This is a genomic window from Testudinibacter sp. TW-1, assembly GCF_050613185.1.
Taxonomy (GTDB): Bacteria; Pseudomonadota; Gammaproteobacteria; order Enterobacterales; family Pasteurellaceae; genus Chelonobacter.
In genome coordinates, this window is the sequence record NZ_CP192511.1 from 382,437 (window position 1) to 404,876 (window position 22,440).

Here is a 22,440-nt window from a genome sequence, read left to right on the forward strand (position 1 = left end):
TTCTTCTCTTGTTTTTAGTATTGACTTGTAGAGTTAGACTGGTTTTCCCCGCCTAAAGTTCCTAATAAATCATTTAATAAACCCGAAGCGCCAAAACGGAAATGAGCGGGATTAAGCCGGTCGCCGCCTAAAATGCGGGCGGCCAATTGCAAATATTGCTGTGCATCTTGTGCAGTGCGTACACCGCCCGCCGCTTTAAAGCCGACTCGATCTTGCACGTTTAAATCGGCAATGGCTTGCAACATGAGTTCTGCCGATTCCAAAGTGGCGTTGACTTGCACTTTGCCGGTTGAGGTTTTGATAAAATCCGCACCGGCTCGAATCGCAATTTCAGAGGCTTTGCGAATAAGCGCCGCAGTTTGTAATTCGCCGCTTTCGATAATCACTTTCAACAACACGTTGTTGTCCGCACAGATTTTTTTACACGCACTGACCAGTTCAAAACCGCACTTTTCATCACCTTTGATCAAAGTGCGGTAGGGAAACACCACATCCACTTCATCTGCGCCGTAAGCAATTGCCGCTTTGGTTTCGGCAACCGCAATGTCAAGATCATCATTACCGTGCGGAAAATTGGTGACCGTAGCAATTTTGACTTGTGCCAAGCCCAACTGCCGCAAGGTTTTACGCGCAATCGGAACAAAGCGCGGGTAAACGCAAACCGCCGCCGGCGAACCGAATTTGGTTTTCGCCTGACGGCATAATGCGATGATCGCCTCGTCGGTATCGTTGTCGTTTAAACTGGTCAGATCCATCAGGCTCAACGCCAGTTTTGCCGTTTTTTTAATGTCGTTCAATTGTGTCATAGTGACTCCTGCAAAGATGACCGGGGCTAAAACCGCCCTGTCATCGAATGACAAACACCACGCCAAGCGTGGTGTTCCGTATTAAAACCAATAGTGCGGTAGTTAGACGACTAATGCCGCACCGGTTAAACCGATGAACAAACCGGCAATTGCGGCGCTCATTAAGTTAGATAGCGAACCGGCAATCACCGCTTTAATCCCCAAACGCGCCACGTCGGAGCGACGGTTTGGCGCCATTGTTCCCAAACCACCGATTAAAATGGCAATCGAGCTGAAGTTGGCGAAACCACACAACGCAAAAGTAATAATTGCTTTGGTTTTCTCATTCAACACCACCGGGGCATCCGCACCAAGATATTTAACAAAATCAAGGTAAGCGACGAACTCATTAATCACTAATTTTTGCCCAATCATTGAACCGGCGACTTGCGCTTCACTCCACGGCACACCAATTACATAAGCCAACGGTTGGAAAATCCAACCTAAAATCATCTGCAAGGTTAATGGATGATTCGGATCCGTGAAGCCAATCCACTCGCCAACGCCGCCTAAAATACCGTTAAGTAATGCGATTAATGCCACAAATGCCAACAACATCGCCCCCACATTCATCGCTAATTGCATCCCGGAAGAAGCGCCGCTTGCCGCCGCATCCAATACGTTAGCCGGTTTTTCTTCTAAGCCATCATGATCAATGTCATCATGCGGCTTTTCGGTTTGTGGAAATAAAATTTTGGCAAATAATAAACCGCCCGGTGCCGCCATAAACGAAGCGGCAATCAAATATGGCAACGGCACGCCCATTTGCGCATAGCCGATCATCACCGCTCCGGCAACCGACGCCAAGCCGCCGCACATAATTGCAAACAGTTCGGATTCGGTCATTTTGGCGATATACGGTTTCACCACTAATGGGGCTTCGGTTTGCCCGACGAAAATATTTGCCGCCGCCGACATGGATTCGGTTTTCGACGTTTTCAACACCACTTGCAAGAAACCACCGATAATTTTAATCACCCATTGCATAACGCCAATGTAATATAAAACGGAGATTAACGAGGCGAAGAAAATGATTGCCGGCAACACGCGCAAGGCAAACACGAAACCGCCGCCGCCGAATACTTCAAACATTTTGTCGCTGACCAAACCGCCGAATAAAAAGCCAATTCCGTCATTGCCGTAATTAATGACTTTTTGAACACCTTGTGCCGCCGCCAACAGCGCATCACGTCCGGCCGGCACATAAAGAATCAGTGCGCCAATCCCGATTTGAATCGCCAATGCGCCCAACACGGTACGATAGTTAATTGCTTTTTTATTATTCGAAAGCAAAAATGCAATTGCCAGTAATACAACTATACCGACGATACTGAGTAGTGAATCCATAATCAACCTCTGTATTAAAAACTAAAAAAAATAGTTAAATTTTCACTATAAAAAACAACAGCCCGCTCTTTAAAAGTAACGGCTTCAAATTTTTAAGATTGCAACTATACCCCTTTTTTAAAAAAAGTCTGAAAATAATTTTCATAATGAGATCTAAATCAACTATATTGGAGCCTTTCCAAACTATTCGTACAAAAAACATACTTCACATGTTCAATAAATTGCTACCGTTTTTTCTATACCCAAGGCTTTTACGTACGCTGTCATATGATTCATCTCATCGGCCGTTGGCATTAAACGTTCGATAGCTGACGGATCCCGGCTTCCTTTCGCATGAACCCGTATCAGTTTAAACAAGACCTCCGGGTAGGGCTTCAGTAACGCAGCGACTCGCGCCAATAATTCATATAGATCAAAATAGCCCTTAATCAGTACCACTCTCACCTCCTCGACTTTGCCCAACCGCAGTAAACGAACAAGATTATTAAGGTTGCGTTCTCTATTTTCCGGTTTGATTCGCACGGTTAAATCTGCTTGTTGCGACACAAGCCCCGCGCGGTTTTTGCGATCCAAACACAACGTTTGTAATCCGGCGCCGATTCCTTTGACATCGAACAGAAATTTATCCGTTACCGCAATCAACTCTTGTGTCATGTCAAAATCAAAAAAGCCACTGGAATCTAAATAACAACTCAAGCCGAGTTCATGCACCGCATGAAAAAACGGCACTAGTTTGCGATGATGAATGGTCGGTTCGCCTCCGGAAACCGTGACACCGCGAATAAACGGCATGCTCGACCGCACTTGCCGATATAAATAATCTAAACTCACCAAACTGCTGTCTGCGCTGTATCTGGCGATGGTTTCAGGATTATGGCAGTACAGACAATTGAGTTTACAGCCCTGTAAAAAAATACTGATCCGATTTCCCGAACCTTCGACATTGGAAAACGGAATAATCCGCTGCAACGGCACAAAAATTTGCCCAAGTGCGGTCTGATCGGGCGCAGAACCGCACTTTATTGTTTTATCCGGCTGCATTCACATCGCCTTGATCACGCAATTGTCGGTCAAAGACCTGCGCACAGTCATCCGTGCCCGAACCGAACCAGGTGGTATCTCGCAGCACCGCCTCCCCTTTGCGGAAGCGTTCAACTTCGCTTTTTTTCACTAAATAACCCGTCACACGAATCAGATCCGTATTTTTCAAATAGGTGGTGATATAGCGATAATTCAAGGCAAATGCGCCATCAATAATATCAACTACCGCATCAAGGTGATCGAGGTAGGTTTGATCGAATGCAAACAGATCCCCTGTTCCTGACGGGAAATAACGGTGGAAAGGTGCGGATTGCTTCAAGTGCGCCAATAAGGTTGGCTCTTGCCCCACTTTAATGCGGTGTGCCGGGGTGTTGCGCTTATCTTCTTCGTGGTTGCTAGCGCCCACTTGCGCGTGCAGCAAATAATGTCCGTCGGTGCGTTCCGCATAAAGCCCTCGATGTTGTCCATTGACTTCGCTCAGACAATCCATAATCGCGGTTGCAATGACGTCTCCTCTCTCGCTCTGCCCGAAGGTTTCGTTCAGCCCTTCTTGTTGCAACAGGTGATTCACCGCATCCGCCAAGCCGACAATCGCAAACATGCCGGTGAAATTGGTGCGTTGGATAAACCCTTCCTTCACCAAGAAGCTGGATTTAAAAAAGCCGCTTTTTTCCACTAAAAACTGATGGCGTTTGTCCATGATGGATAGCGCTAAGTTGGCGACCTTCGGCAGTAAACCCTGAACAAATTCCGCAACCGTCCGGCAAGTGCGGGCGATTGTACCGAGGCGTAAACGCGTTAATGTGTATGCGCCGCCGCACTCCGGCAAGGCGTTATAACAACTGGCAATGCCATATTGTTCGCCTAAATCCCGAATATAGTACACATCATTGGCAAACGACGGTTTTGACACCAATAAACAGGCTTTTGCCGCCAATTCGGCAAATTCGCGTGAGGTTTTGCGTTTATCGTAGCGGATACTCATATTCGGCGTAGTGTTTTCCAGCTCAATCACGGCCTGTAAAATCAAACGCCCGGCTGTCGTTTCATAAGGCCCGATGTTGGCATGGCAAAAAGAGTCCGGTACGGTTTTATCGATATGATTTAAAAAGCGTTTAATTTTAATATAATCTTCCGTTTCATTCGTCATAAACGGCTCGAGCAGGCTGTCCAAACGCCCGATATACACCGGAAACGTGGTAATAGACGGCACATGGGAATATAGAATCAGTAACCCGTCTAACACCTCATCCAGTGTCTTGGGAATAGGTAAGGCTAAGAATTGGCAGCCTTGTTTAAGATAAACCGAATAATCCGGCAAAATATAGCGAGGACGATAAATCGCATAACCTTCGTTTAAGTCGCAGATCATTTGGTTTTCAAGATAATGCCACTCTTCTTCGCTATAACCTAAAAGCTCACGCGGATCAATTAAGCGCTCGGCAATATTTGCCAGACTCATTAATTTTTGCTGATAAGTTAAATTGACCGCAGTTACCGTATTTAAAATATCTTGTGTTGTCGCCAGCATATAAATTTCCCCTATTTGAATCTATGTTAATGATAACGCAGGCCGCCGCCGTCATAACGGACGGCAACCTGATAAGGTTCTGATATACAAAGGTGTTATAACGCAACGTTATGATAATCAACGGCAATCTGAGCAGCCAATTTGGCATTATGAAACACTAATTGAATATTCGAATTCAAACTCTCGCCGCCGGTCAGTTCCGCCACCCGCGCCAGCAAAAACGGCGTGCTGTCTTTGCCGACAACCCCTTGCTCAAGTGATTCCCTTACGGCTTGATCAATAGCGGTATTAATCTCCTCTTCCGGCATTGCGAAAGCCTCCGGAATCGGATTGGCTATCACCACACCGCCATTCAACCCCGCCGCCCATTTAGCGTCTAGCGCTTTTGCGATTGCTTCTGCCGAATCTAAACGGATACTGACATTATACTGGCTTGTCCTTGAATAAAATGCCGGTAATTTATCTGTTTGATAACCGATTAACGGCACTCCGAATGTTTCCAAATATTCCGTTGTCATTCCCAGATCCAGAATCGACTTTGCACCTGCACAGATAACCGCCACATTGGTTCGAGCCAATTCTTGCAAATCTGCCGAAATATCAAAGGTGCGTTCCGCTCCCCGATGAACGCCGCCAATCCCTCCGGTCGCAAACATTTTAATACCGGCTAACGCCGCAACAATCATCGTTCCGGCGACAGTTGTTGCGCCGTTTTGCTCAGCAGCAATAACAAACGGCAAATCCCGACGGCTGACTTTTGCCACGGCGTGCCCTTCTTTACCAAGCAGTTCGATTTCATCACGCGATAATCCTGCTTTTAACCGCCCTTTAATAACGGCTATCGTCGCAGGGACAGCGCCGTTTTCACGAATAACGTTTTCTACTTCAAGTGCGGTTTCGACATTTTGTGGATAAGGCATGCCGTGTGAAATAATGGTAGACTCCAATGCCACCACCGGTACCTTGTTTTCCAACGCGGTTGCCACTTCTGGCGCAATATCAAGATATTTATTCATAATTGAACCTCTAAGAGTTTTTTAACGCTATCATCCGATAGGTTCGGATTGTTAGTAAATTCGGAAGACAATGCCATTGCAGAACAGCCCTGCGCGTAACGTACACTTTCCTGTAATGTCATATTTTCCAACCAGCAACATGCCAATCCCGCCATCATTGCATCACCGGCGCCGGTCACATTGACCGTGTTCACTTTCAATGGGGCCGACCAACCGTCTATTCCCGATTGCTCGCTAAAATAAACCCCCTCGGCGCCCATGCTCAATACCAAGCGAATCACGCCCTGTTCATGAAACCATTCCGCTACTTTTGCCACATCATCACGATGTTTTATCGCTATACCGCTCAGGGTTTCCGCTTCCAAACGATTCGGCTTCAACGTATGAACATGGGAGAGCCAATGTCGGATTTTTATCGCCTTAAAGGTCGAAACCGGATCAACAAAAATGGGAATATCCCCACAGTTGCTGAAGATCCATGCCAGTGTTTTTTCCATTAAATTACAATCCAGGACTATCACATCGGCATGCTGGATAAAATCCAGGCGTGAAGATAATAAAGCGGGGGTTAAATGCGTTAAAATGTCCATATCATTAATCGCCACCACCATTTCGCCATTTTTATCCAACAGCGATAAATAAGTGGATGTGGTTTCGTTATGCAACTTATAACAGCGATCGACATGCGCGCCCGCCTGCTTCGTTCGCTCCAATACCGTCTCCCCATATAAATCATCACCAACGACTGAAATGAGATGAGATTCTTTCCCCAGCATAGCAATATTCTGTGCGATATTACGCCCGACTCCCCCGGGAGTGCATTTTATTTTGCCTAAATTAGAATCAGCGAAAACAATATTATTGAGTGGATAACCGGCAATATCCATATTCGTTCCGCCAATCGTCACGACTCGCTGTTGCGGTGAAAGAATATAGCCTTTTCCTCTGATTTGCCCTTTGCGCATTAGGTTCATTATATAGCCGGCAACACTCGAACGGCTTAATCCTAAAATATCCGCAAGTTGTTGTTGAGGCATTAACGGATCTTTTCGTAACAGTTCTAAAATTTGTTGCTCGCGATGCATAATCAACACCTGTTTGTTTTTCAACTTATGTTTAAATTCTGAACGTTACCCAAGAAAAATAAAGTGAAAAAATGATATGTTGTGAGCAAGATAACAAATTTTGTTTATTTATTATTCAAATTTGTGATCTTAGACTCAAAGTGCGGTTTATTTTCAGCAACAATCCGACAAGCTCCAATTGATATAACTAAGACAGAAAAGTTATTTCGTCCGTAATGATTTTCTTTTTAACATGATCATGTCACAATTCAGAATAATTAAACATTCGCCATAGCGGAAATAACCTTGAAAAAACAGTACGCGGTTTTACCGAAAACCGAATGGAGCGCCAATCGGCTGTGGGAAGTGAAATTCCACAGTTTCGTGCCGTTATGCCTGTCGCTATTGCTGGTCGGCGTGGGCGAAGGATTTCTGTTGGTCTCCGATTTAGGGTCGGCGCCATGGACGATTCTGTCACAGGGGATCGCATTGCAAACCGGGGTTAGTGTCGGTTTCGCCTCGTTTATCATCAGCTGTGTGGTGATGTTGGCGTGGCTGCCGCTGCGGCTGAAAATCGGCTTGGGTACGATCCTGAATATCGTGTTGATCGCCATTGCCCTTGGCGCGGTTGCCGCCAGCCTCGCTACGCCGCAGACCGCACTTGCCCGTTTTGCCTACGCTTTGCTCGGCATTTTGTTAATGGGCGTCGGTTCGGCGTTTTATCTCACCTGCCATATGGGTTCCGGACCGCGCGACGGGTTAATGGTCGGACTGTGCCAACGTTTTAAACTCAAAGTCGGCATTGTGCGCACCGCCATGGAAAGTGCGGTTGCGCTGATCGGCTTTCTCCTCGGCGGCACGCTCGGCTTCGCCACGCTGTTATTCGCCTTTTCAATCGGCTGGGTGATCCAGTTCACACTGGCGATTTTTAGCGCCAAGGCAAAGGAACGCTAATTTTTGCAAATAATACTTGCATAATAAAAGCGGATTCAGTATGTTAACCACATCTGTTTTAAAGGAACAAAACACATGAATTTAATCCGTACTGCTCATCACCATCACCCCTGATTCTTCTTTCAGGCGTTTGGTGTTGCTTGGAAGATAAACCTCTTCCGAGTTAAGTACGGCAAAGCAATAACGACCCCTCGGAAGGATACTTTCGAGGGGTTTATTTTTTTACAGGCATTTTAAAATTGGAATGAATAAGGACTGACTATGTTGGATAAAAAACGTTTACGTATCGCTATGCAAAAATCCGGGCGTTTAAGCAAAGAATCACAAGCGTTGCTGAAACAGTGCGGCGTGAAAATCAACTGGAACGAACAACGCTTAATCGCCTATTCGGAAAATATGCCGATTGATATTCTGCGCGTGCGTGATGACGATATTCCGGGCTTGGTGTTCGACGGCGTGGTCGATTTGGGCATTATCGGCGAAAACGTATTGGAAGAAGAAGAGTTGGGACGGTTGTCTGCCGGTGACGAAGTGCAATACAAGATGTTGAAACGCCTTGAGTTCGGCGGTTGCCGCTTATCACTCGCCGTACCGCGCGACATGGCATACAACGGCGTGCAAGATTTAACCGACGCGCGTATCGCCACCTCTTACCCGAATTTGCTGAAACGCTATATGCAGGAAGAAGGCGTACCGTTTAAAAACTGTTTATTGACCGGTTCGGTCGAAGTGGCACCGACCGCCGGTTTAGCCACGGCGATTTGTGATCTGGTTTCTTCCGGCGCAACCTTAGAAGCCAACGGCTTGCGCGAAGTGGAAATTATTTATCAATCCAAAGCCTGCTTAATCCAACGTGCCGCCGAGTTAAGCGAAGAAAAACAAGCCTTGGTCAATAAACTGCTGACTCGAATTCAAGGGGTGCAACAAGCCAGCGAAAGTAAATACATTATGCTGCACGCGCCGAAAGACAAACTGGACGAAATCACCGCACTGTTACCGGGGGTGGAACACCCGACCATTCTGCCGCTGGCACACGATGACGACAAAGTGGCAATGCATGTCGTCAGCCAAGAAAACCTGTTCTGGGAAACCATGGAACAACTGAAAGAAGTCGGCGCAAGCTCGATTTTGGTGTTGCCGATAGAGAAGATGATGGGTTAATAAGGACATAATAATGAATACAATCATTTGGAATCAACTTTCTCAAGCGGAACAGCTTACCGCACTTGAACGCCCTGCAATCACCAATTCCGCCAGTATCGAGCAGGCAGTGAATGAGATTAAAACCAAGGTGCAGCAAAACGGCGATAGCGCCTTACTTGAGTTGACCGAAAAATTCGACAAAGTGCGGTTGGAAACGCTCACCGTTTCAAGCGAACAGATCGCCCAAGCCGCCAGCCGTGTGCCTGATGAGTTGAAACAAGCGATTCAAAATGCGTATCGCAATATCGACGCATTTCACCAAGCGCAGAAACCGAGCGTGATCGAAGTGGAAACCCAAGCCGGAGTAAAATGCGAAGTGCTGACCCGCCCGATTAATAAAGTCGGTTTGTATATTCCCGGTGGTTCTGCGCCGCTGTTTTCTACCGTGCTAATGCTTTCCATTCCGGCAAAAATCGCAGGTTGTCAAAAAGTGGTACTGTGCACGCCATCGCCGATTGCCGATGAAATTCTGTATACCGCCAACCTGTGCGGCATAGAAACCATCTATGCGGTGGGCGGCGCACAGGCGGTGTTTGCGATGGCGTTCGGTACGGAGAGCGTGGCGAAAGTCGATAAAATTTTCGGGCCGGGCAACGCCTTTGTGACCGAAGCCAAACGCCAAGTCACACAACTCGGCACGGCGATTGATATGCAGGCAGGGCCTTCCGAAGTGTTGGTGATTGCCGATGAATTTGCCGATCCTGATTTCGTGGCAAGCGACTTATTGTCGCAAGCGGAACACGGTGCAGACAGCCAAGTGATTTTGGTCACCCCAAGCAAAACCTTAGCCGAACAGACCGCACTTGCGATTGAACGGCAGCTTGCCGGCTTGTCGCGCGCCGAAACCGCACGCCAAGCCCTGCGCCACAGCCGCACCATCGTCGCTGACGATTTGCAGCAATGCGTGCAAATCAGCAACGCCTATGCACCGGAACATTTAATCGTGCAAGTGGAAAACGCCCGCGCCTTATTACCGCAGTTGGACAACGCCGGTTCGATTTTCTTAGGCGCATACTCCCCCGAAAGCATGGGCGACTACGCCAGCGGCACCAACCATGTGCTGCCGACCTACGGCTACTCGCGCACCAGTTCAAGCCTTGGCTTAGCGGATTTCAGCAAACGTATGACAGTGCAAGAACTCACCCCGCAAGGCTTTAAAGATTTATCAAAAACCGTTGAATTAATGGCAGCCGCCGAGCAGCTGGACGCACATAAACAAGCGGTGAGTATTCGTTTGGCGAAGATGGGATAAAGATAAACGCAAAGTGCGGTTGTCTTTAGGGAAAAATGATGACAAACCAAATTCAGATTTATACAAGTAAAGATCAACAAATTCAAGTAGATGTTAAATTCAATCATGAAACCGTTTGGCTATCACAAGCACAAATGGCAACCGTATTGAACAAGGCTTTGGCGATGATCCGTTTTATCCGAATGTTGCCAGCCGTGCCGCGCATTTGCTCTATTTTGTGATAAAAAATCATGCATTGGCGGACGGCAATAAACGCACCGGATCATTTTTGTTTTTGTGGTATTTACAGCTCAATCAGGCATTATTAGCCAAGCAGGTTGAACAACTGATTAATGATAACACGCTGATTGCCTTAGCATTATTAGTGGCAGAAAGTTTGCCTGAACAAAAAGAATTAATGATTAAATTAATCGAACATTTTATTTTATTAAAAGAAAGCAACGAACAGGATTAAGGAAACCCCATGACAATTTCACAACTTGCACGCAAAAATATTCAAGCCTTAACGCCCTATCAATCGGCACGTCGCTTAGGCGGCAAGGGCGATGTGTGGCTGAATGCCAATGAATATGCGACTTCGCCCGATCTTAATTTACAGAACCGCACTTTTAACCGCTATCCCGAATCACAGCCGCAACAACTGCTGGCGCGTTATGCCGCTTATGCCGGTTTGCAGGCGGAAAATGTGCTGGTCAGCCGCGGTGGTGACGAAAGCATTGAGCTGATTATCCGTGCCTTTTGCGAAGCGGACGACAAGATGCTGTATTGTCCGCCGACTTACGGCATGTACGCGGTGAGTGCCGAAACCTGTGGCATTCAAACCAAAACCGTGCCGCTGACTGCCGATTTCCAATTGAATTTAGCCGAAATCGAAAAAAATCTTGAGCAAGTCAAAGTGATTTTCGTCTGTAGCCCGAATAACCCGACCGGCAATTTAGTCAAGCGTGAGGATTTATTAACCTTATTGGAAATGACCCGTGATCGCGCGATTGTGGTGGTCGATGAAGCCTATATCGAATTTTGTCCGCAAGCGACATTCAGCAATGAATTGGCGAACTATCCGCACTTGGCGATTATCCGCACCTTATCCAAAGCCTTTGCCCTCGCCGGTTTACGTTGCGGTTTCACCTTGGCAAATCCTGAATTGATTCATGTATTACAAAAAGTGATCGCGCCGTATCCAATCCCCGTACCGGTTTCGGATCTGGCTTGCCAAGCCTTAGATAACCGCGGCTTAACCGCCATGTGCCAACGGGTTGCGGAAGTGGTCGAATACCGCACTTGGTTAATTAATGAGCTGCAATCACTGGCGTGCGTCGAAAAAATCTTTGCCAGCGAAGCCAACTATATTTTGGTGAAATTCGATAACGGCAACCACATCTTCAAAACCTTATGGGATCAGGGTATTATCTTACGCGATCAACATAAAGCTCTCGGCTTAAGCAACTGCATTCGGATCACCGTCGGTTCAGAACAAGAAAACCGCCGCATGGTTGAGGCGATTCGGGCGATTTCATCAAAATAAACAATAAGGACAACATCATGACACAACAAAAAATTCTGTTTATCGACCGCGACGGTACCTTGATTGACGAGCCGAAAGCCGATTTCCAGATTGATACGCTGGAAAAGCTGAAATTCGAGCCGAATGTGATTCCGGCATTACTCAAATTACGCGATAAAGGCTTCCGTTTCGTGATGGTGAGCAATCAAGACGGCTTAGGCACGGAGTCGCTGCCACAAGCCGATTTTGACAAACCGCACAATGCGATGATGGAACTGTTCCGCTCGCAGGGAATTGAGTTTGATGAGGTGCTGATTTGTCCCCACCGCCCGGAAGACAACTGCGCATGCCGTAAACCGAAATTAGGGCTGTTGAAAAAGTATATCAATAAAGGGCTGTTCGATCCGAAACACAGCTATGTGATCGGCGATCGTTCCACCGATATGCAACTGGCGGATAACTTAGGTATTGCCGGCTTGCAGTATCACCCTGAAAAACTGAATTGGGATTTGATCGCCGAGAAAATTCTGGCAAAACGCATTCGCAAAGCCGGCTTCAAACCACGCCATGCCGCCGTTGTGCGCACCACCAAAGAGACCGATATTCGGGTTGAAGTGTGGCTGGACGAGCAAGGCATGAACGAGATCAAAACCGGTTTAGGCTTTTTCGATCACATGCTTGATCAAATCGCCACCCACGGCGGTTTCCGCATGAAAGTGACGGTGGACGGCGATCTGCATATCGACGATCACCACACCATCGAAGATACCGCACTTGCCTTGGGCGAAGCCTTGAAACAAGCCTTAGGCAACAAACGCGGCATTGCCCGTTTCGGTTTTGTGCTGCCGATGGACGAATGCAAAGCGGAATGCGCGATGGACTTGTCCGGTCGTCCATATCTGAAATTCAAAGCCAAATTCACCCGCGATAAAGTAGGCGATTTCAGCACCGAAATGGCGGAACACTTCTTTATATCGCTCTCTTACGCACTGGCGTGCACCTTACATTTAAGTGTCAAAGGCAAAAACGCCCACCACCAAGTGGAAGCGATTTTCAAAGCCTTCGGAAGAACCTTACGCCAAGCGATTCGAATTGAAAGCGACCAGTTGCCAAGCTCGAAAGGGGTGTTGTAGTAAGAGTAATGGAATTATTTTTAAGACTAAGAACGCTACACTTAGTTTTTATAAACTTATTCGCTATTTTAAAAATAGGAAAAAATTTGTAATGAATAATTTGGGCACTGAAGATTTTGAAGGATTTATATACCTTGATTATGATTATCCAGTCTCGGCTTGGAATATAGCTCGCGGATTTTTTGGCAGTGTAGATACATTAAATACGAAAGATTCTATGCTGTCAATAATGATGTCTGATATGCTTATATCAAATAACATCAATAGAATCCAAAGTGAGATATATATAGATAATATACGAAAGTTATTTTTTCCTCAGTGTGTATCTAGATTGAGAGGTGTTTTTGTATTTGATGAAGTCGATTCAGTCGCTAGGATATGGGAAAATGAAAATTGGGGAAAACATTTTTCTGATGAATATTTGGCTGACGTAGGTGTAGCTGCCAATAAATCAACTAGGGTTGACTCTAACTGGATTGCTCATATTCTAAATGAAAACTATAGTCTAAAACCAAACGCTATAGAAAATATAGTTAATTATTGGTCAGGAAAACCATACCCGAAAAGCGATCCAATTTGGGAAAGAATAGTTAGTGGGTATATTACCATATGGTCTTCGAATATAAGATTAGAGGCAATTAAAAATATTTTATCAATATGGAAAGATTCTTTCCCTCTTTTACAGTATTCATCAATGTGTGCATCCATCGGATCTCGTGATGGAGAAATATACCCTTGTCTTACAATAGATAATAATAAAGTTACTATTGAATATTTGATGATTGCTGAACATATCAATACACCTAATTTTTATGATTTTTTACTGAAAAATCATAGGAAAAAATCTCTAAAAATTGATACTTTATTTGAAGAACCAAAATTTAGAACTATTAAAGCACCTGATTTATCAGGATTTAAGAAATTTATTTTATTAGATAAAAATGATAGTTTTCATTTATCTAATAACATGTTGTATTTTAGGAGTAATTAGTGCAAAGAATAACTATTATCGACACTGGCTGTGCCAATCTGTCCTCGGTAAAATTCGCGTTTGATCGTTTGGGCTATCAGGCGAAAATCAGCCGAGATTTAGCGGAAATCAAAGCAGCCGATAAACTGCTGTTGCCGGGAGTCGGCACCGCACTTGCGGCGATGAAAAATCTAACCGATCGCAATTTAATCGAAACGATCCGACAGCTAACGCAACCGGTACTGGGTATCTGTTTGGGCATGCAGTTAATGACCGAATTTTCCAGCGAAGGCAATTTAGCCACCTTAGAATTAATGCGCGGACGCACCGAGTTGATTCCCGACACCGGCTTACCCTTGCCGCATATGGGCTGGAATCAAGTGCGGTATCAAGCGGCTCATCCGCTGTTTGCGGAGATTGAACAAGACAGCCATTTTTATTTTGTGCATAGCTATGCAGTCTTGCCCAACGAAAACACCATCGCCAGCTGCGACTACGGCGTAGCGTTCTCCACCGCATTGGGCTACAAAAACTTTTACGGCGTACAATTCCACCCGGAACGTTCAGGCAAAGCCGGGGCGCAGTTGTTGCGGAATTTTGTGGAGAATGTCTAATCTAGCTTAGTTTCCGCCAGCGACTGACGTCGCAAGCGGTTACGCATAGTTGAGTGGCTTTGCCACTCAGTATGCAAAGAACATTAACTTATATGGAACAGCCGCAAAGCGGCTGACTTATGCGTAACCGATTGCGGCTTTGCCGCTGTCGGATAAGGAAAATACTATGAAAAAATCCATTATTCTCCCCGCCCTTGACCTGATCGATGGGCAAGTGGTGCGTTTACATCAAGGGGATTACGGCAAGCAGACCAATTATTCCTCCAATCCGACCGCACTTTTTGCCGATTATGTGGCACAAGGGGCGGAACAGTTGCATTTGGTGGATCTGACCGGAGCAAAAAATCCGGCAAAACGCCAAACGGGGTTAATCGGCAAGATTATCAAAGCGACAAATTGCCCGGTGCAAGTGGGCGGCGGTATTCGTAGCGAACAAGATGTGGCGGATTTATTGGCGGTGGGCGCGAATCGGGTCGTGATTGGCTCAACCGCGGTAAAAGAACGCAACATGGTCAAACGCTGGTTTGAAAAATACGCTGCCGAGAAATTTGTACTTGCGTTAGATGTCAACATCGCTGCCAACGGCGAGAAAATTATTGCGATTAGCGGTTGGCAGGAAGCGAGCGGTGTGTCGCTTGAGGAATTGATTGAAGATTACCAATCGGTCGGTTTACAACACGTTTTATGTACCGATATTTCCCGTGACGGTACATTGGCAGGTTCGAACGTGGATTTATACCGCGAAATCTGTGCCAAATATCCGACCATTCAATTCCAATCCTCCGGCGGTATCGGTTCGCTTGCCGATGTGGCAGCATTGAAAGGCACGGGCGTGGCCGGGGTGATTATCGGACGCGCCCTATTGGAAGGCAAATTTACGGTGGCGGAGGCAATCGAATGTTGGCAAAACGGATAATTCCTTGTTTAGATGTGCGTGACGGGCAGGTGGTGAAAGGCGTGCAATTCCGCAACCACGAAATTATCGGCGACATCGTGCCGTTGGCGAAACGCTACGCCTATGAAAGTGCCGATGAACTGGTATTTTACGATATTACCGCCTCGTCGGACGGTCGTACGGTAGACAAAAGCTGGGTCGAGCGGGTGGCGGAAGTGATCGATATTCCGTTTTGTGTCGCCGGGGGGATTAAAACCATCGACGATGCCGAAAAGCTGTTTGCATTCGGTGCGGATAAAATTTCCATTAACTCCCCTGCGTTGGCTGATCCGGATTTGATTTCCCGTTTGGCGGATCGTTTCGGGGTACAGGCGATTGTGGTCGGCATTGACAGTTGGTTCGAGCAAAGCAGCGGCAAATATTGGGTCAATCAATATACCGGCGATGAAACCCGCACCCGTCAAACCAACTGGCAGTTGCTCGACTGGGTGCAAGAGGTGCAACAACGCGGCGCAGGCGAAATCGTGTTGAATATGATGAACCAAGACGGCGTACGCCAAGGCTATGATTTAACCCAGCTAAGTGCGGTGCGTGCAATATGCCATGTGCCGTTGATTGCCTCGGGCGGTGCCGGCGAAATGGTACATTTCCGTGACGCTTTTGTGCAAGCCAATGTAGACGGCGCACTTGCGGCAAGCGTGTTTCATAAGCAAATTATCAATATCGGCGAATTAAAAACCTATCTTGCGCGGCAAGGTGTGGAAGTGCGCCGTTAAGTGTAAAAAATAATAGGATAAAACAATGTTAGATCTACAACAAATCGACTGGCAAAAAGTGGATAATCTGCTGCCGGTGATCGTGCAAAACGCCACCACTTGCGAAGTGTTAATGCTGGGCTATATGAATCAGGAAGCGTTAGCCAAAACCTTGAACGAGAAAAAAGTGACTTTTTTTTCACGCACCAAACAACGCTTATGGACTAAGGGTGAAACTTCAGGCAATTTCCTGAATGTGGTGGATATGAGTTTGGATTGCGATAACGATACGTTATTGATTTTAGCCAATCCGATTGGTAAAACCTGCCACACCGGGGCGGAAAGCTGTTTCCACCAATTTAGCAATAAAAACGAACCGGATTGGATTTTCTTTAGCAAGTTAGAACGCTTAATCGCGGCTCGCAAAGGCGCAGATCCGTCAAGTTCTTATACAGCCCTCCTCTATTCACGCGGCACAAAACGCATTGCGCAGAAAGTCGGCGAAGAAGGGGTTGAAACCGCACTTGCGGCAACGGTGAAAGATCACAATGAAACCATTTGTGAAGCGGCTGATTTAGCCTATCATTTAACCGTACTGTTGCAAGACGCTGATCTGGCTTGGGCGGACGTAATTGGTAAGTTGAAAGAGCGGCATTCGAAATAAAGAAAAACGGCATTCTCACAATAAGTAAGAATGCCGTTTTAACTTTGATTTATTCAACCCACTGATTTTTCTTTAACTTTCTTTCTGCGCCAATAATTTTCCATTTTAACTTCTGAATTTCATTTTGTAGCATTGCCGATGAATTGCTTAATTCAACCTGTTGTTTGTCTTGCAACACCGCATTTCCATGTTGAGTGAGAACACCAATCACATTTCCTCGATTCAGCATTAGTGGCGAATTATTTTCATTAGGCTGAATTAACGATTGCCCAAAGGTGCTAATCGGATCGTTAATACCTAAGAGATCCATAATGGTCGGCAACAAATCGTATTGTGTCGCCAATTCTGAATGCCGCAGTGGCGTTAAACTGCCGTCGGGAGTATAGATGATCAACGGAATATGAAACTGTTCCGGTAATTGATCCGAATTTGTCTTTAACACATGATCGGCACTAAAAATAAAAATGGTATTTTGATACCAAGCCTGCTTTTCTGCCGCCTGCATAAATTGTTGCAATGACCAATCGCTGTAGCGTAACGTATTCAAAAAACCGTTTTCGCCCAGTTTATCGTGGGGATAAAGATGAAATGCTTTGCCTGGATCTGCAAAAGGTTCATGGGTTGTACCGGTAAATAAAAAAGAGAAAAACGGCTTATCCGCCTGTTGTGTTTCACTCAATTTTTGGTTTAAAAACATTAAACTGTCATAATCCCAGCCAAATTTTGGCGTTGGCTGCGGATATTCGCGCACCAGCGGAATATCCTCTTTGCCGTAATATTCTTGAAAACCTAAAATATTGGCAATGCCGTCCATATTAAATGAACGCCGGTTTGAGGATTGCATCATCAAAGTGCGGTAGTTATGTTTATTCAAAATATCCGCCGGTTTATTCAATCGGTTTAATTCCAGCCCAAATCCTAAGGTCGGGAAATTGTTTAAAGCCGGGGTTGAGGTTAACACCGCTTGAATACCTATAATACTGCGCTGACCAGCGGCATAGAAATTATCCCACACCTGTGATTTGGGGATTAACGAATCGATAAACGGTGTTGCCCCATAACTGTTACCACTTAAACCATCAATGTAGTCGTAGCTCCAACTTTCCAATAAAATAAAAACCACATTTTTCTGTGTTGCCGGCGTGGTTGCCCGGAACTGAAAATCCGATACGCAGCGCGTTTCGCATTGCCGTGCTTCATCATCTGTCAACAGATCTAATGCGGTGTTGTTTTTACGGTTTTTTCCTTCTTTCCAAATCACAAAAATACTGTTCAAGGTTAGATTGGATTCGGCTGCGGAAGCATTATTTTGGAACGCATCGGCATAACCGATAGGGCGGCTTTGGGTAATCATGCCTCGTGCCAACCAAAAGCAAAACCCTAAAAATACAACGTAAATAATAAGACGTAGCCAAATAGGTTGAATCAGAGGAAAATGATTTTTTTCAATCGGCTTAATAACGTATTTTTTATACAGTACAACCGTTAAAACAAACAGAATCAGCCCTGAAATCGTATAAGCAAGGCGCGAGGTAAATGCCAATTCTAAAACCACATCAAGATCTGCGCTGATTTGAAACAATTCTTGTCCGAGATGGCGGTAAACTTCACCGAAATAGGTCAAGTCAAACAGCGTTAGTGTCAACATCAACAGTAAAATTAGCAAACCAATATAGCTTGCTGTTTTTAAGATACTTTTCCGTTGAGCAAAACGAAAAGGCAACCCTGTTATCAGCAATACCAATGCCAGTGCGATCACACTGATATGCATATCAAAACGGAAGCCTTGCGCAAATGCGTGCAGCAATTGTGTGACGTTTAATTTCAAAAAATAATCGGGGTATAAGCCGATAAACAGTAAACGACAAAAAGCAAATAAGAGTGCAGAAAACGCTAAAATACGCAAAGGCAAAAACAGATATTGCATAATAAAATAGAATAATGAGAACAATAATCAAATATTATACTATTTTAGATTGTTTTCGTCTTGTGTTCTTTTCGGATTAGAAATAAGAAAAGTGGTGGGCGATACCGGTCTCGAACCAGTGACCCCCTCCTTGTAAGGGAGGTGCTCTCCCAACTGAGCTAATCGCCCGACGCTAATCAGAAACTGATTAAGTGCGGTGTGATTTTAAGTCTTAAGTGGTGGGCGATACCGGTCTCGAACCAGTGACCCCCTCCTTGTAAGGGAGGTGCTCTCCCAACTGAGCTAATCGCCCACTTAAGATTGCCTTAAAATCATGGGATAAGTTTGCGCGGAAGTGGTGGGCGATACCGGTCTCGAACCAGTGACCCCCTCCTTGTAAGGGAGGTGCTCTCCCAACTGAGCTAATCGCCCGCTAGGTCAAACTTATAACAACAAACGGACACTTGAAAAAAGTGGTGGGCGATACCGGTCTCGAACCAGTGACCCCCTCCTTGTAAGGGAGGTGCTCTCCCAACTGAGCTAATCGCCCGTTTGTTGTGAGCGAGCATTATAATTGGTGTTGGCTTTCAGTCAATGATTTTTTCCTTTTTTCGCGTTAATTGTCGTAAAAATAAACATATCAATGCAATTTGATCTACCCATACGCCCACTTGACCGCTACAATAACCGCCATTGTTTTTTAGCCAGCTATAAGGTCAATGATGAATATTCAACCGCTTTTCGATTTTAATCCCGATGTCAACGTCAGAACCCGTTTCGCCCCGAGTCCGACCGGCTTTTTGCACGTCGGCGGCGCGCGCACCGCACTTTACTCTTGGTTGTATGCCCGCCACAACCAAGGCGAATTTGTATTACGGATTGAAGACACCGATTTGGAACGTTCCACCCAAGCCGCCACCGATGCGATTCTGGAAGCGATGGAATGGTTGGATATGCATTGGGAACACGGGCCTTATTACCAAACCCAACGTTTTGACCGTTATAACCAAGTGATCGACCAAATGTTGGAACAAGGCTTGGCATACCGTTGCTATTGCAGCAAAGCGCGGTTGGAAACGTTGCGCGAACAGCAAGAACAAAATAAAGAAAAACCGCGCTATGACCGCCATTGCTTGCACGATCACAACCATCACGCCGATGAACCGCATGTAGTACGCTTTAAAAATCCGACCGAAGGTTCGGTTATCTTTGATGACGCGATTCGCGGCAAAATTGAAATCAGCAATCAGGAATTGGACGATCTGATTATCCGCCGCACCGACGGGGCGCCGACCTACAATTTCTGTGTGGTGGTGGACGATTGGGATATGGGTATCACCCACGTAGTACGCGGTGAAGATCATATCAACAACACCCCGCGTCAAATCAATATCCTCAAAGCCTTAGGCGCACCTGTGCCGGTGTATGCCCACGTTTCCATGATTTTAGGCGAGGACGGGCAAAAACTCTCCAAACGTCACGGCGCAGTCAGCGTGATGGAATACCGCGACAACGGCTATCTGCCGGAAGCGCTAAACAACTACCTGGTGCGTTTGGGTTGGGGACACGGTGATCAGGAAGTGTTTAGCCGTGAAGAAATGGTGGCGTTATTTAACCTGACTTCCGTCAGTCGCTCGGCAAGCTCGTTTAACCACGATAAATTGTTATGGTTGAACCACCACTATATCCGCGAATTACCGGCGGAAAAAGTCGCCGGTTACTTAGCATGGCATATGCAGGATCAGCAAATTGACACCAGCAATGGTCCGAGTTTGGCAAACGTGGTCGAAATGCTTGGCGAGCGTTGCAAAACCTTAAAAGAAATGGCGGCGGCAAGCCGTTATTTCTTCGAAGATTTTAGCCAATTTGATGAAAGTGCGGTCAAGAAACATTTCAAAGCGACAACAGTTGAGCCGTTAAGTTTAGTATTGCAAAAACTCACCGCACTTCGCGACTGGAATGCGGCGGATATTCATCACGCAATTGAGCAAACCGCCGCCGAACTCGAATTGGGCATGGGCAAAGTCGGTATGCCGTTGCGCGTTGCCGTCACCGGCAGCGGACAATCGCCGTCGTTGGACGTCACCCTTGTCGGGATCGGCAGGGAACGCAGCTTGGCGCGGATTCAAAAAGCGATTGAATTTATCCAAAATATTCACGCGGCTTAAGCACGACTGATTTAATTTTAGGCATTTAAACCATAAAGCCAATAAATCAGATTGACAGATTCAAGTGCGGTTATTAATATAGCCGCACTTTGATGAACAGCTCATCAAATCCATTCTGATATGGGGATATAGCTCAGTTGGGAGAGCGCTTGCATGGCATGCAAGAGGTCGTCGGTTCGATCCCGTCTATCTCCACCAAATATTGTTTTATTCAGCACCTCTGATGATAAAAATCCTTAAGCTCACGATAATCCTATTAAATTTTTCTGCCTAACCGTTTCTATCATCTATTGCGCATAAAAAAGCCGAACACCGCTTAATCCGGCGTTCAGCCCTTCTTTGTTTAATTCAACTTGGATTTTATTCTGTGTTCGACAATCCGCGATAGGTCAGAAAATAGTAGCTCAGCACCGAAATCAGGGTACATAAAAACATCGACAACAACATCGGTACCGCACTTGTGACCGGAACCAGTGAAATTAAGAAACCGACAATCGCCCCGGTGCCAAAACGAATCGTGCCGGCTAAGGAATTTGCGGTGCCGGCAACCTGAGGAAAGCGATCCAGAATCGAGGCCATCGCATTAGAGCCGATAATCGACAGCATACCGACAAAAGCCGCAATGCCCAACGCCATCGGCCAGAAACCGAGATCAAACACCGCCACCAGCAACAACCAACAGCCCGCTAAAAATTGCATGGTCAAACCGAAACGCAGCATTTTTTCCGCCCCGACTTTCACTACCATGCGCCCGTTGATCGAGGTAAATAGGATCATTACCGACATATTCATAATGAAGAAATAACCGAAATTTTCCGGCGCAATCTGATAGATATCAATATACACGATCGAGCCGGAGGTCAGAAACGAGAACATGCCGGCAAAAGAAAACGCCCCCGCCAAGACATAGCCGACCACGGCTTTTTCGCGAATTAATAAGGCAAAATTGCGCAACACCGTTTTCAAGCTGAACGGCACACGTTTTTCTATCGGTTGCGATTCCGGAATTTTCCACAACACTAAAACACAACTCAAAATGCCAAAAAAAGTCAGTACATAGAATATCGAGTGCCAGTGGAAAAATTTCGCCAGATTACCGCCGATAAACGGCGCCAGCAATGGCGCAATCATCGACACCAGCATGATCATCGACATCATTTTCGAAAAGTAATTTTTCGAGAACAAATCACGTAGCAGGGCGCCTAAGACCACCGCCGAAGCCGATCCGAAAAAGCCTTGAATAAAGCGGAGTAGCAAGAAGTTTTCGATATTCTCGACCTGCGTCAAGAAAAGTGCGGTGGCGGCAAACACCAGCGTACCGATCAAAATCGGCAACTTGCGCCCAAAACTATCGGCAACCGGCCCCCACAGCAATTGCCCGATGGCAAAACCGAGCGTAAATAAAGCCAACGTATTCTGGACTTTTTCCGAGTTAACCTTGAGATCACGGGCAATATCTAAAAACGAAGGCAAGTACATATCAATCGCCAACGGCGGCAACATCGCCAAAATCCCTAAAATTAAGACAAATACAGGGCTTTTCTTTATTTGTCTGATTTTTTCTGTGTGTAGCATAAA

The 22,440-nt window shown here is 46.0% G+C and carries 19 protein-coding genes, 5 tRNA genes, 1 pseudogene and 1 other annotated feature; of the genes and pseudogenes, 13 read left to right on the forward strand and 12 right to left on the reverse strand.

Going from position 1 to position 22,440, the window contains the following annotated elements:
• Nucleotides 1-14: 14 nt before the first annotated feature.
• From deoC to ACQ31U_RS01875, 6 genes are all read right to left on the reverse strand, one after another.
• The gene (gene deoC, locus ACQ31U_RS01850; protein ID WP_431053371.1) at nucleotides 15-806 is read right to left on the reverse strand and encodes a deoxyribose-phosphate aldolase; all 792 of its coding nucleotides are present in this window, start codon (nucleotides 804-806) and stop codon (nucleotides 15-17) included.
• 102 nt (nucleotides 807-908) lie between these two features.
• Nucleotides 909-2,192 carry a NupC/NupG family nucleoside CNT transporter gene (locus ACQ31U_RS01855; RefSeq protein WP_431053373.1) on the reverse strand — a complete coding sequence of 428 codons (1,284 nt, stop codon included), beginning with the start codon at nucleotides 2,190-2,192 and terminating at the stop codon, nucleotides 909-911.
• Between the two features lie 213 nt (nucleotides 2,193-2,405).
• A complete protein-coding gene (locus ACQ31U_RS01860) occupies nucleotides 2,406-3,233 on the reverse strand; it encodes a 4Fe-4S cluster-binding domain-containing protein (protein ID WP_431053375.1) in 828 nt (275 codons plus the stop codon).
• Nucleotides 3,220-4,764, reverse strand: coding sequence for a YjjI family glycine radical enzyme (locus tag ACQ31U_RS01865; RefSeq protein ID WP_431053377.1), 1,545 nt, complete (start codon nucleotides 4,762-4,764; stop codon nucleotides 3,220-3,222). Before ACQ31U_RS01865 ends, ACQ31U_RS01860 begins: the two co-directional genes overlap by 14 nt.
• A 95-nt stretch (nucleotides 4,765-4,859) precedes the next feature.
• Nucleotides 4,860-5,780: a pseudouridine-5'-phosphate glycosidase gene (locus ACQ31U_RS01870; protein ID WP_431053379.1), complete on the reverse strand. Its 921-nt coding sequence runs from the start codon at nucleotides 5,778-5,780 to the stop codon at nucleotides 4,860-4,862.
• Nucleotides 5,777-6,865, reverse strand: a complete 1,089-nt coding sequence (locus ACQ31U_RS01875; protein ID WP_431053380.1) for a PfkB family carbohydrate kinase — start codon at nucleotides 6,863-6,865, stop codon at nucleotides 5,777-5,779. Before ACQ31U_RS01875 ends, ACQ31U_RS01870 begins: the two co-directional genes overlap by 4 nt.
• Before the next feature lie 285 nt (nucleotides 6,866-7,150).
• Here ACQ31U_RS01875 and ACQ31U_RS01880 point away from each other — a divergent pair, with 285 nt between their 5' ends.
• The 11 genes and pseudogenes from ACQ31U_RS01880 (at nucleotide 7,151) to hisIE (ending at nucleotide 16,788) form a co-directional block, all read left to right on the forward strand.
• Complete coding sequence (locus tag ACQ31U_RS01880) at nucleotides 7,151-7,798, forward strand: YczE/YyaS/YitT family protein (RefSeq protein ID WP_431053382.1); 648 nt, start codon at nucleotides 7,151-7,153, stop codon at nucleotides 7,796-7,798.
• Between the two features lie 95 nt (nucleotides 7,799-7,893).
• Nucleotides 7,894-8,019, forward strand: a sequence feature (His leader region).
• A 40-nt stretch (nucleotides 8,020-8,059) separates the two neighbouring features.
• Nucleotides 8,060-8,959, forward strand: coding sequence for an ATP phosphoribosyltransferase (gene hisG, locus ACQ31U_RS01885; protein ID WP_431053383.1), 900 nt, complete (start codon nucleotides 8,060-8,062; stop codon nucleotides 8,957-8,959).
• 13 nt (nucleotides 8,960-8,972) lie between these two features.
• Complete coding sequence (gene hisD / locus ACQ31U_RS01890; protein ID WP_431053385.1) at nucleotides 8,973-10,253, forward strand: histidinol dehydrogenase; 1,281 nt, start codon at nucleotides 8,973-8,975, stop codon at nucleotides 10,251-10,253.
• Nucleotides 10,254-10,398: 145 nt separating this feature from the next.
• A pseudogene (locus ACQ31U_RS01895) lies at nucleotides 10,399-10,707 on the forward strand (type II toxin-antitoxin system death-on-curing family toxin); the annotation flags it as partial.
• Nucleotides 10,708-10,716: 9 nt separating this feature from the next.
• Nucleotides 10,717-11,778, forward strand: a complete 1,062-nt coding sequence (hisC, locus tag ACQ31U_RS01900) for a histidinol-phosphate transaminase (RefSeq protein ID WP_431053387.1) — start codon at nucleotides 10,717-10,719, stop codon at nucleotides 11,776-11,778.
• Between the two features lie 17 nt (nucleotides 11,779-11,795).
• The gene (hisB, locus tag ACQ31U_RS01905; protein WP_431053389.1) at nucleotides 11,796-12,890 is read left to right on the forward strand and encodes a bifunctional histidinol-phosphatase/imidazoleglycerol-phosphate dehydratase HisB; all 1,095 of its coding nucleotides are present in this window, start codon (nucleotides 11,796-11,798) and stop codon (nucleotides 12,888-12,890) included.
• Nucleotides 12,891-12,981: 91 nt separating this feature from the next.
• A complete protein-coding gene (locus ACQ31U_RS01910) occupies nucleotides 12,982-13,881 on the forward strand; it encodes a hypothetical protein (RefSeq protein ID WP_431053391.1) in 900 nt (299 codons plus the stop codon).
• Complete coding sequence (gene hisH / locus ACQ31U_RS01915; RefSeq protein ID WP_431053393.1) at nucleotides 13,881-14,474, forward strand: imidazole glycerol phosphate synthase subunit HisH; 594 nt, start codon at nucleotides 13,881-13,883, stop codon at nucleotides 14,472-14,474. The genes ACQ31U_RS01910 and hisH overlap by 1 nt, the downstream gene beginning before the upstream one ends.
• Before the next feature lie 166 nt (nucleotides 14,475-14,640).
• A complete protein-coding gene (gene hisA / locus ACQ31U_RS01920; protein WP_431053395.1) occupies nucleotides 14,641-15,390 on the forward strand; it encodes a 1-(5-phosphoribosyl)-5-[(5-phosphoribosylamino)methylideneamino]imidazole-4-carboxamide isomerase in 750 nt (249 codons plus the stop codon).
• Nucleotides 15,372-16,145 (forward strand): imidazole glycerol phosphate synthase subunit HisF, encoded by a 774-nt coding sequence (gene hisF, locus ACQ31U_RS01925; protein ID WP_431053397.1) that lies wholly within the window; start codon nucleotides 15,372-15,374, stop codon nucleotides 16,143-16,145. The genes hisA and hisF overlap by 19 nt, the downstream gene beginning before the upstream one ends.
• Nucleotides 16,146-16,170: 25 nt before the next feature.
• Complete coding sequence (gene hisIE, locus ACQ31U_RS01930) at nucleotides 16,171-16,788, forward strand: bifunctional phosphoribosyl-AMP cyclohydrolase/phosphoribosyl-ATP diphosphatase HisIE (protein ID WP_431053398.1); 618 nt, start codon at nucleotides 16,171-16,173, stop codon at nucleotides 16,786-16,788.
• 49 nt (nucleotides 16,789-16,837) lie between these two features.
• Here hisIE and ACQ31U_RS01935 read toward each other — a convergent pair whose 3' ends face one another.
• From ACQ31U_RS01935 to ACQ31U_RS01955, 5 genes are all read right to left on the reverse strand, one after another.
• Entirely contained in the window at nucleotides 16,838-18,616 is a 1,779-nt protein-coding gene (locus ACQ31U_RS01935) for an LTA synthase family protein (RefSeq protein ID WP_431053400.1), read from the reverse strand.
• 191 nt (nucleotides 18,617-18,807) lie between these two features.
• Nucleotides 18,808-18,883: transfer RNA gene (locus ACQ31U_RS01940), tRNA-Val, on the reverse strand.
• 48 nt (nucleotides 18,884-18,931) lie between these two features.
• Nucleotides 18,932-19,007 (reverse strand) — tRNA-Val (locus ACQ31U_RS01945).
• 43 nt (nucleotides 19,008-19,050) lie between these two features.
• Nucleotides 19,051-19,126: transfer RNA gene (locus ACQ31U_RS01950), tRNA-Val, on the reverse strand.
• Nucleotides 19,127-19,168: 42 nt separating this feature from the next.
• Nucleotides 19,169-19,244 (reverse strand) — tRNA-Val (locus ACQ31U_RS01955).
• A gap of 172 nt (nucleotides 19,245-19,416) precedes the next feature.
• On the opposite strand from ACQ31U_RS01955, the gene gltX reads away from it, so the two are divergent.
• Together gltX and ACQ31U_RS01965 are read left to right on the forward strand one after the other, a co-directional pair.
• On the forward strand, nucleotides 19,417-20,862 hold the full coding sequence (gene gltX / locus ACQ31U_RS01960; protein WP_431054259.1) for a glutamate--tRNA ligase: 1,446 nt from the start codon (nucleotides 19,417-19,419) through the stop codon (nucleotides 20,860-20,862).
• A 122-nt stretch (nucleotides 20,863-20,984) separates the two neighbouring features.
• Nucleotides 20,985-21,060 (forward strand) — tRNA-Ala (locus tag ACQ31U_RS01965).
• A gap of 162 nt (nucleotides 21,061-21,222) precedes the next feature.
• Here ACQ31U_RS01965 and ACQ31U_RS01970 read toward each other — a convergent pair.
• Nucleotides 21,223-22,437 (reverse strand): Bcr/CflA family multidrug efflux MFS transporter, encoded by a 1,215-nt coding sequence (locus tag ACQ31U_RS01970; protein ID WP_431053402.1) that lies wholly within the window; start codon nucleotides 22,435-22,437, stop codon nucleotides 21,223-21,225.
• Between the last annotated feature and the right edge of the window lie 3 nt (nucleotides 22,438-22,440).

What these genes read in the sequence shown, in the direction of transcription:
- deoC (WP_431053371.1), bottom strand. Translation starts at nt 806, where the DNA reads ATGACACAATTGAACGACATTAAAAAAACGGCAAAACTGGCGTTGAGC.
- ACQ31U_RS01855 (WP_431053373.1), bottom strand. Translation starts at nt 2,192, where the DNA reads ATGGATTCACTACTCAGTATCGTCGGTATAGTTGTATTACTGGCAATT.
- ACQ31U_RS01860 (WP_431053375.1), bottom strand. Translation starts at nt 3,233, where the DNA reads ATGCAGCCGGATAAAACAATAAAGTGCGGTTCTGCGCCCGATCAGACC.
- ACQ31U_RS01865 (WP_431053377.1), bottom strand. Translation starts at nt 4,764, where the DNA reads ATGCTGGCGACAACACAAGATATTTTAAATACGGTAACTGCGGTCAAT.
- ACQ31U_RS01870 (WP_431053379.1), bottom strand. Translation starts at nt 5,780, where the DNA reads ATGAATAAATATCTTGATATTGCGCCAGAAGTGGCAACCGCGTTGGAA.
- ACQ31U_RS01875 (WP_431053380.1), bottom strand. Translation starts at nt 6,865, where the DNA reads ATGCATCGCGAGCAACAAATTTTAGAACTGTTACGAAAAGATCCGTTA.
- hisG (WP_431053383.1), top strand. Translation starts at nt 8,060, where the DNA reads ATGTTGGATAAAAAACGTTTACGTATCGCTATGCAAAAATCCGGGCGT.
- hisD (WP_431053385.1), top strand. Translation starts at nt 8,973, where the DNA reads ATGAATACAATCATTTGGAATCAACTTTCTCAAGCGGAACAGCTTACC.
- hisC (WP_431053387.1), top strand. Translation starts at nt 10,717, where the DNA reads ATGACAATTTCACAACTTGCACGCAAAAATATTCAAGCCTTAACGCCC.
- hisB (WP_431053389.1), top strand. Translation starts at nt 11,796, where the DNA reads ATGACACAACAAAAAATTCTGTTTATCGACCGCGACGGTACCTTGATT.
- ACQ31U_RS01910 (WP_431053391.1), top strand. Translation starts at nt 12,982, where the DNA reads ATGAATAATTTGGGCACTGAAGATTTTGAAGGATTTATATACCTTGAT.
- hisA (WP_431053395.1), top strand. Translation starts at nt 14,641, where the DNA reads ATGAAAAAATCCATTATTCTCCCCGCCCTTGACCTGATCGATGGGCAA.
- hisF (WP_431053397.1), top strand. Translation starts at nt 15,372, where the DNA reads ATGTTGGCAAAACGGATAATTCCTTGTTTAGATGTGCGTGACGGGCAG.
- hisIE (WP_431053398.1), top strand. Translation starts at nt 16,171, where the DNA reads ATGTTAGATCTACAACAAATCGACTGGCAAAAAGTGGATAATCTGCTG.
- gltX (WP_431054259.1), top strand. Translation starts at nt 19,417, where the DNA reads ATGAATATTCAACCGCTTTTCGATTTTAATCCCGATGTCAACGTCAGA.
- ACQ31U_RS01970 (WP_431053402.1), bottom strand. Translation starts at nt 22,437, where the DNA reads ATGCTACACACAGAAAAAATCAGACAAATAAAGAAAAGCCCTGTATTT.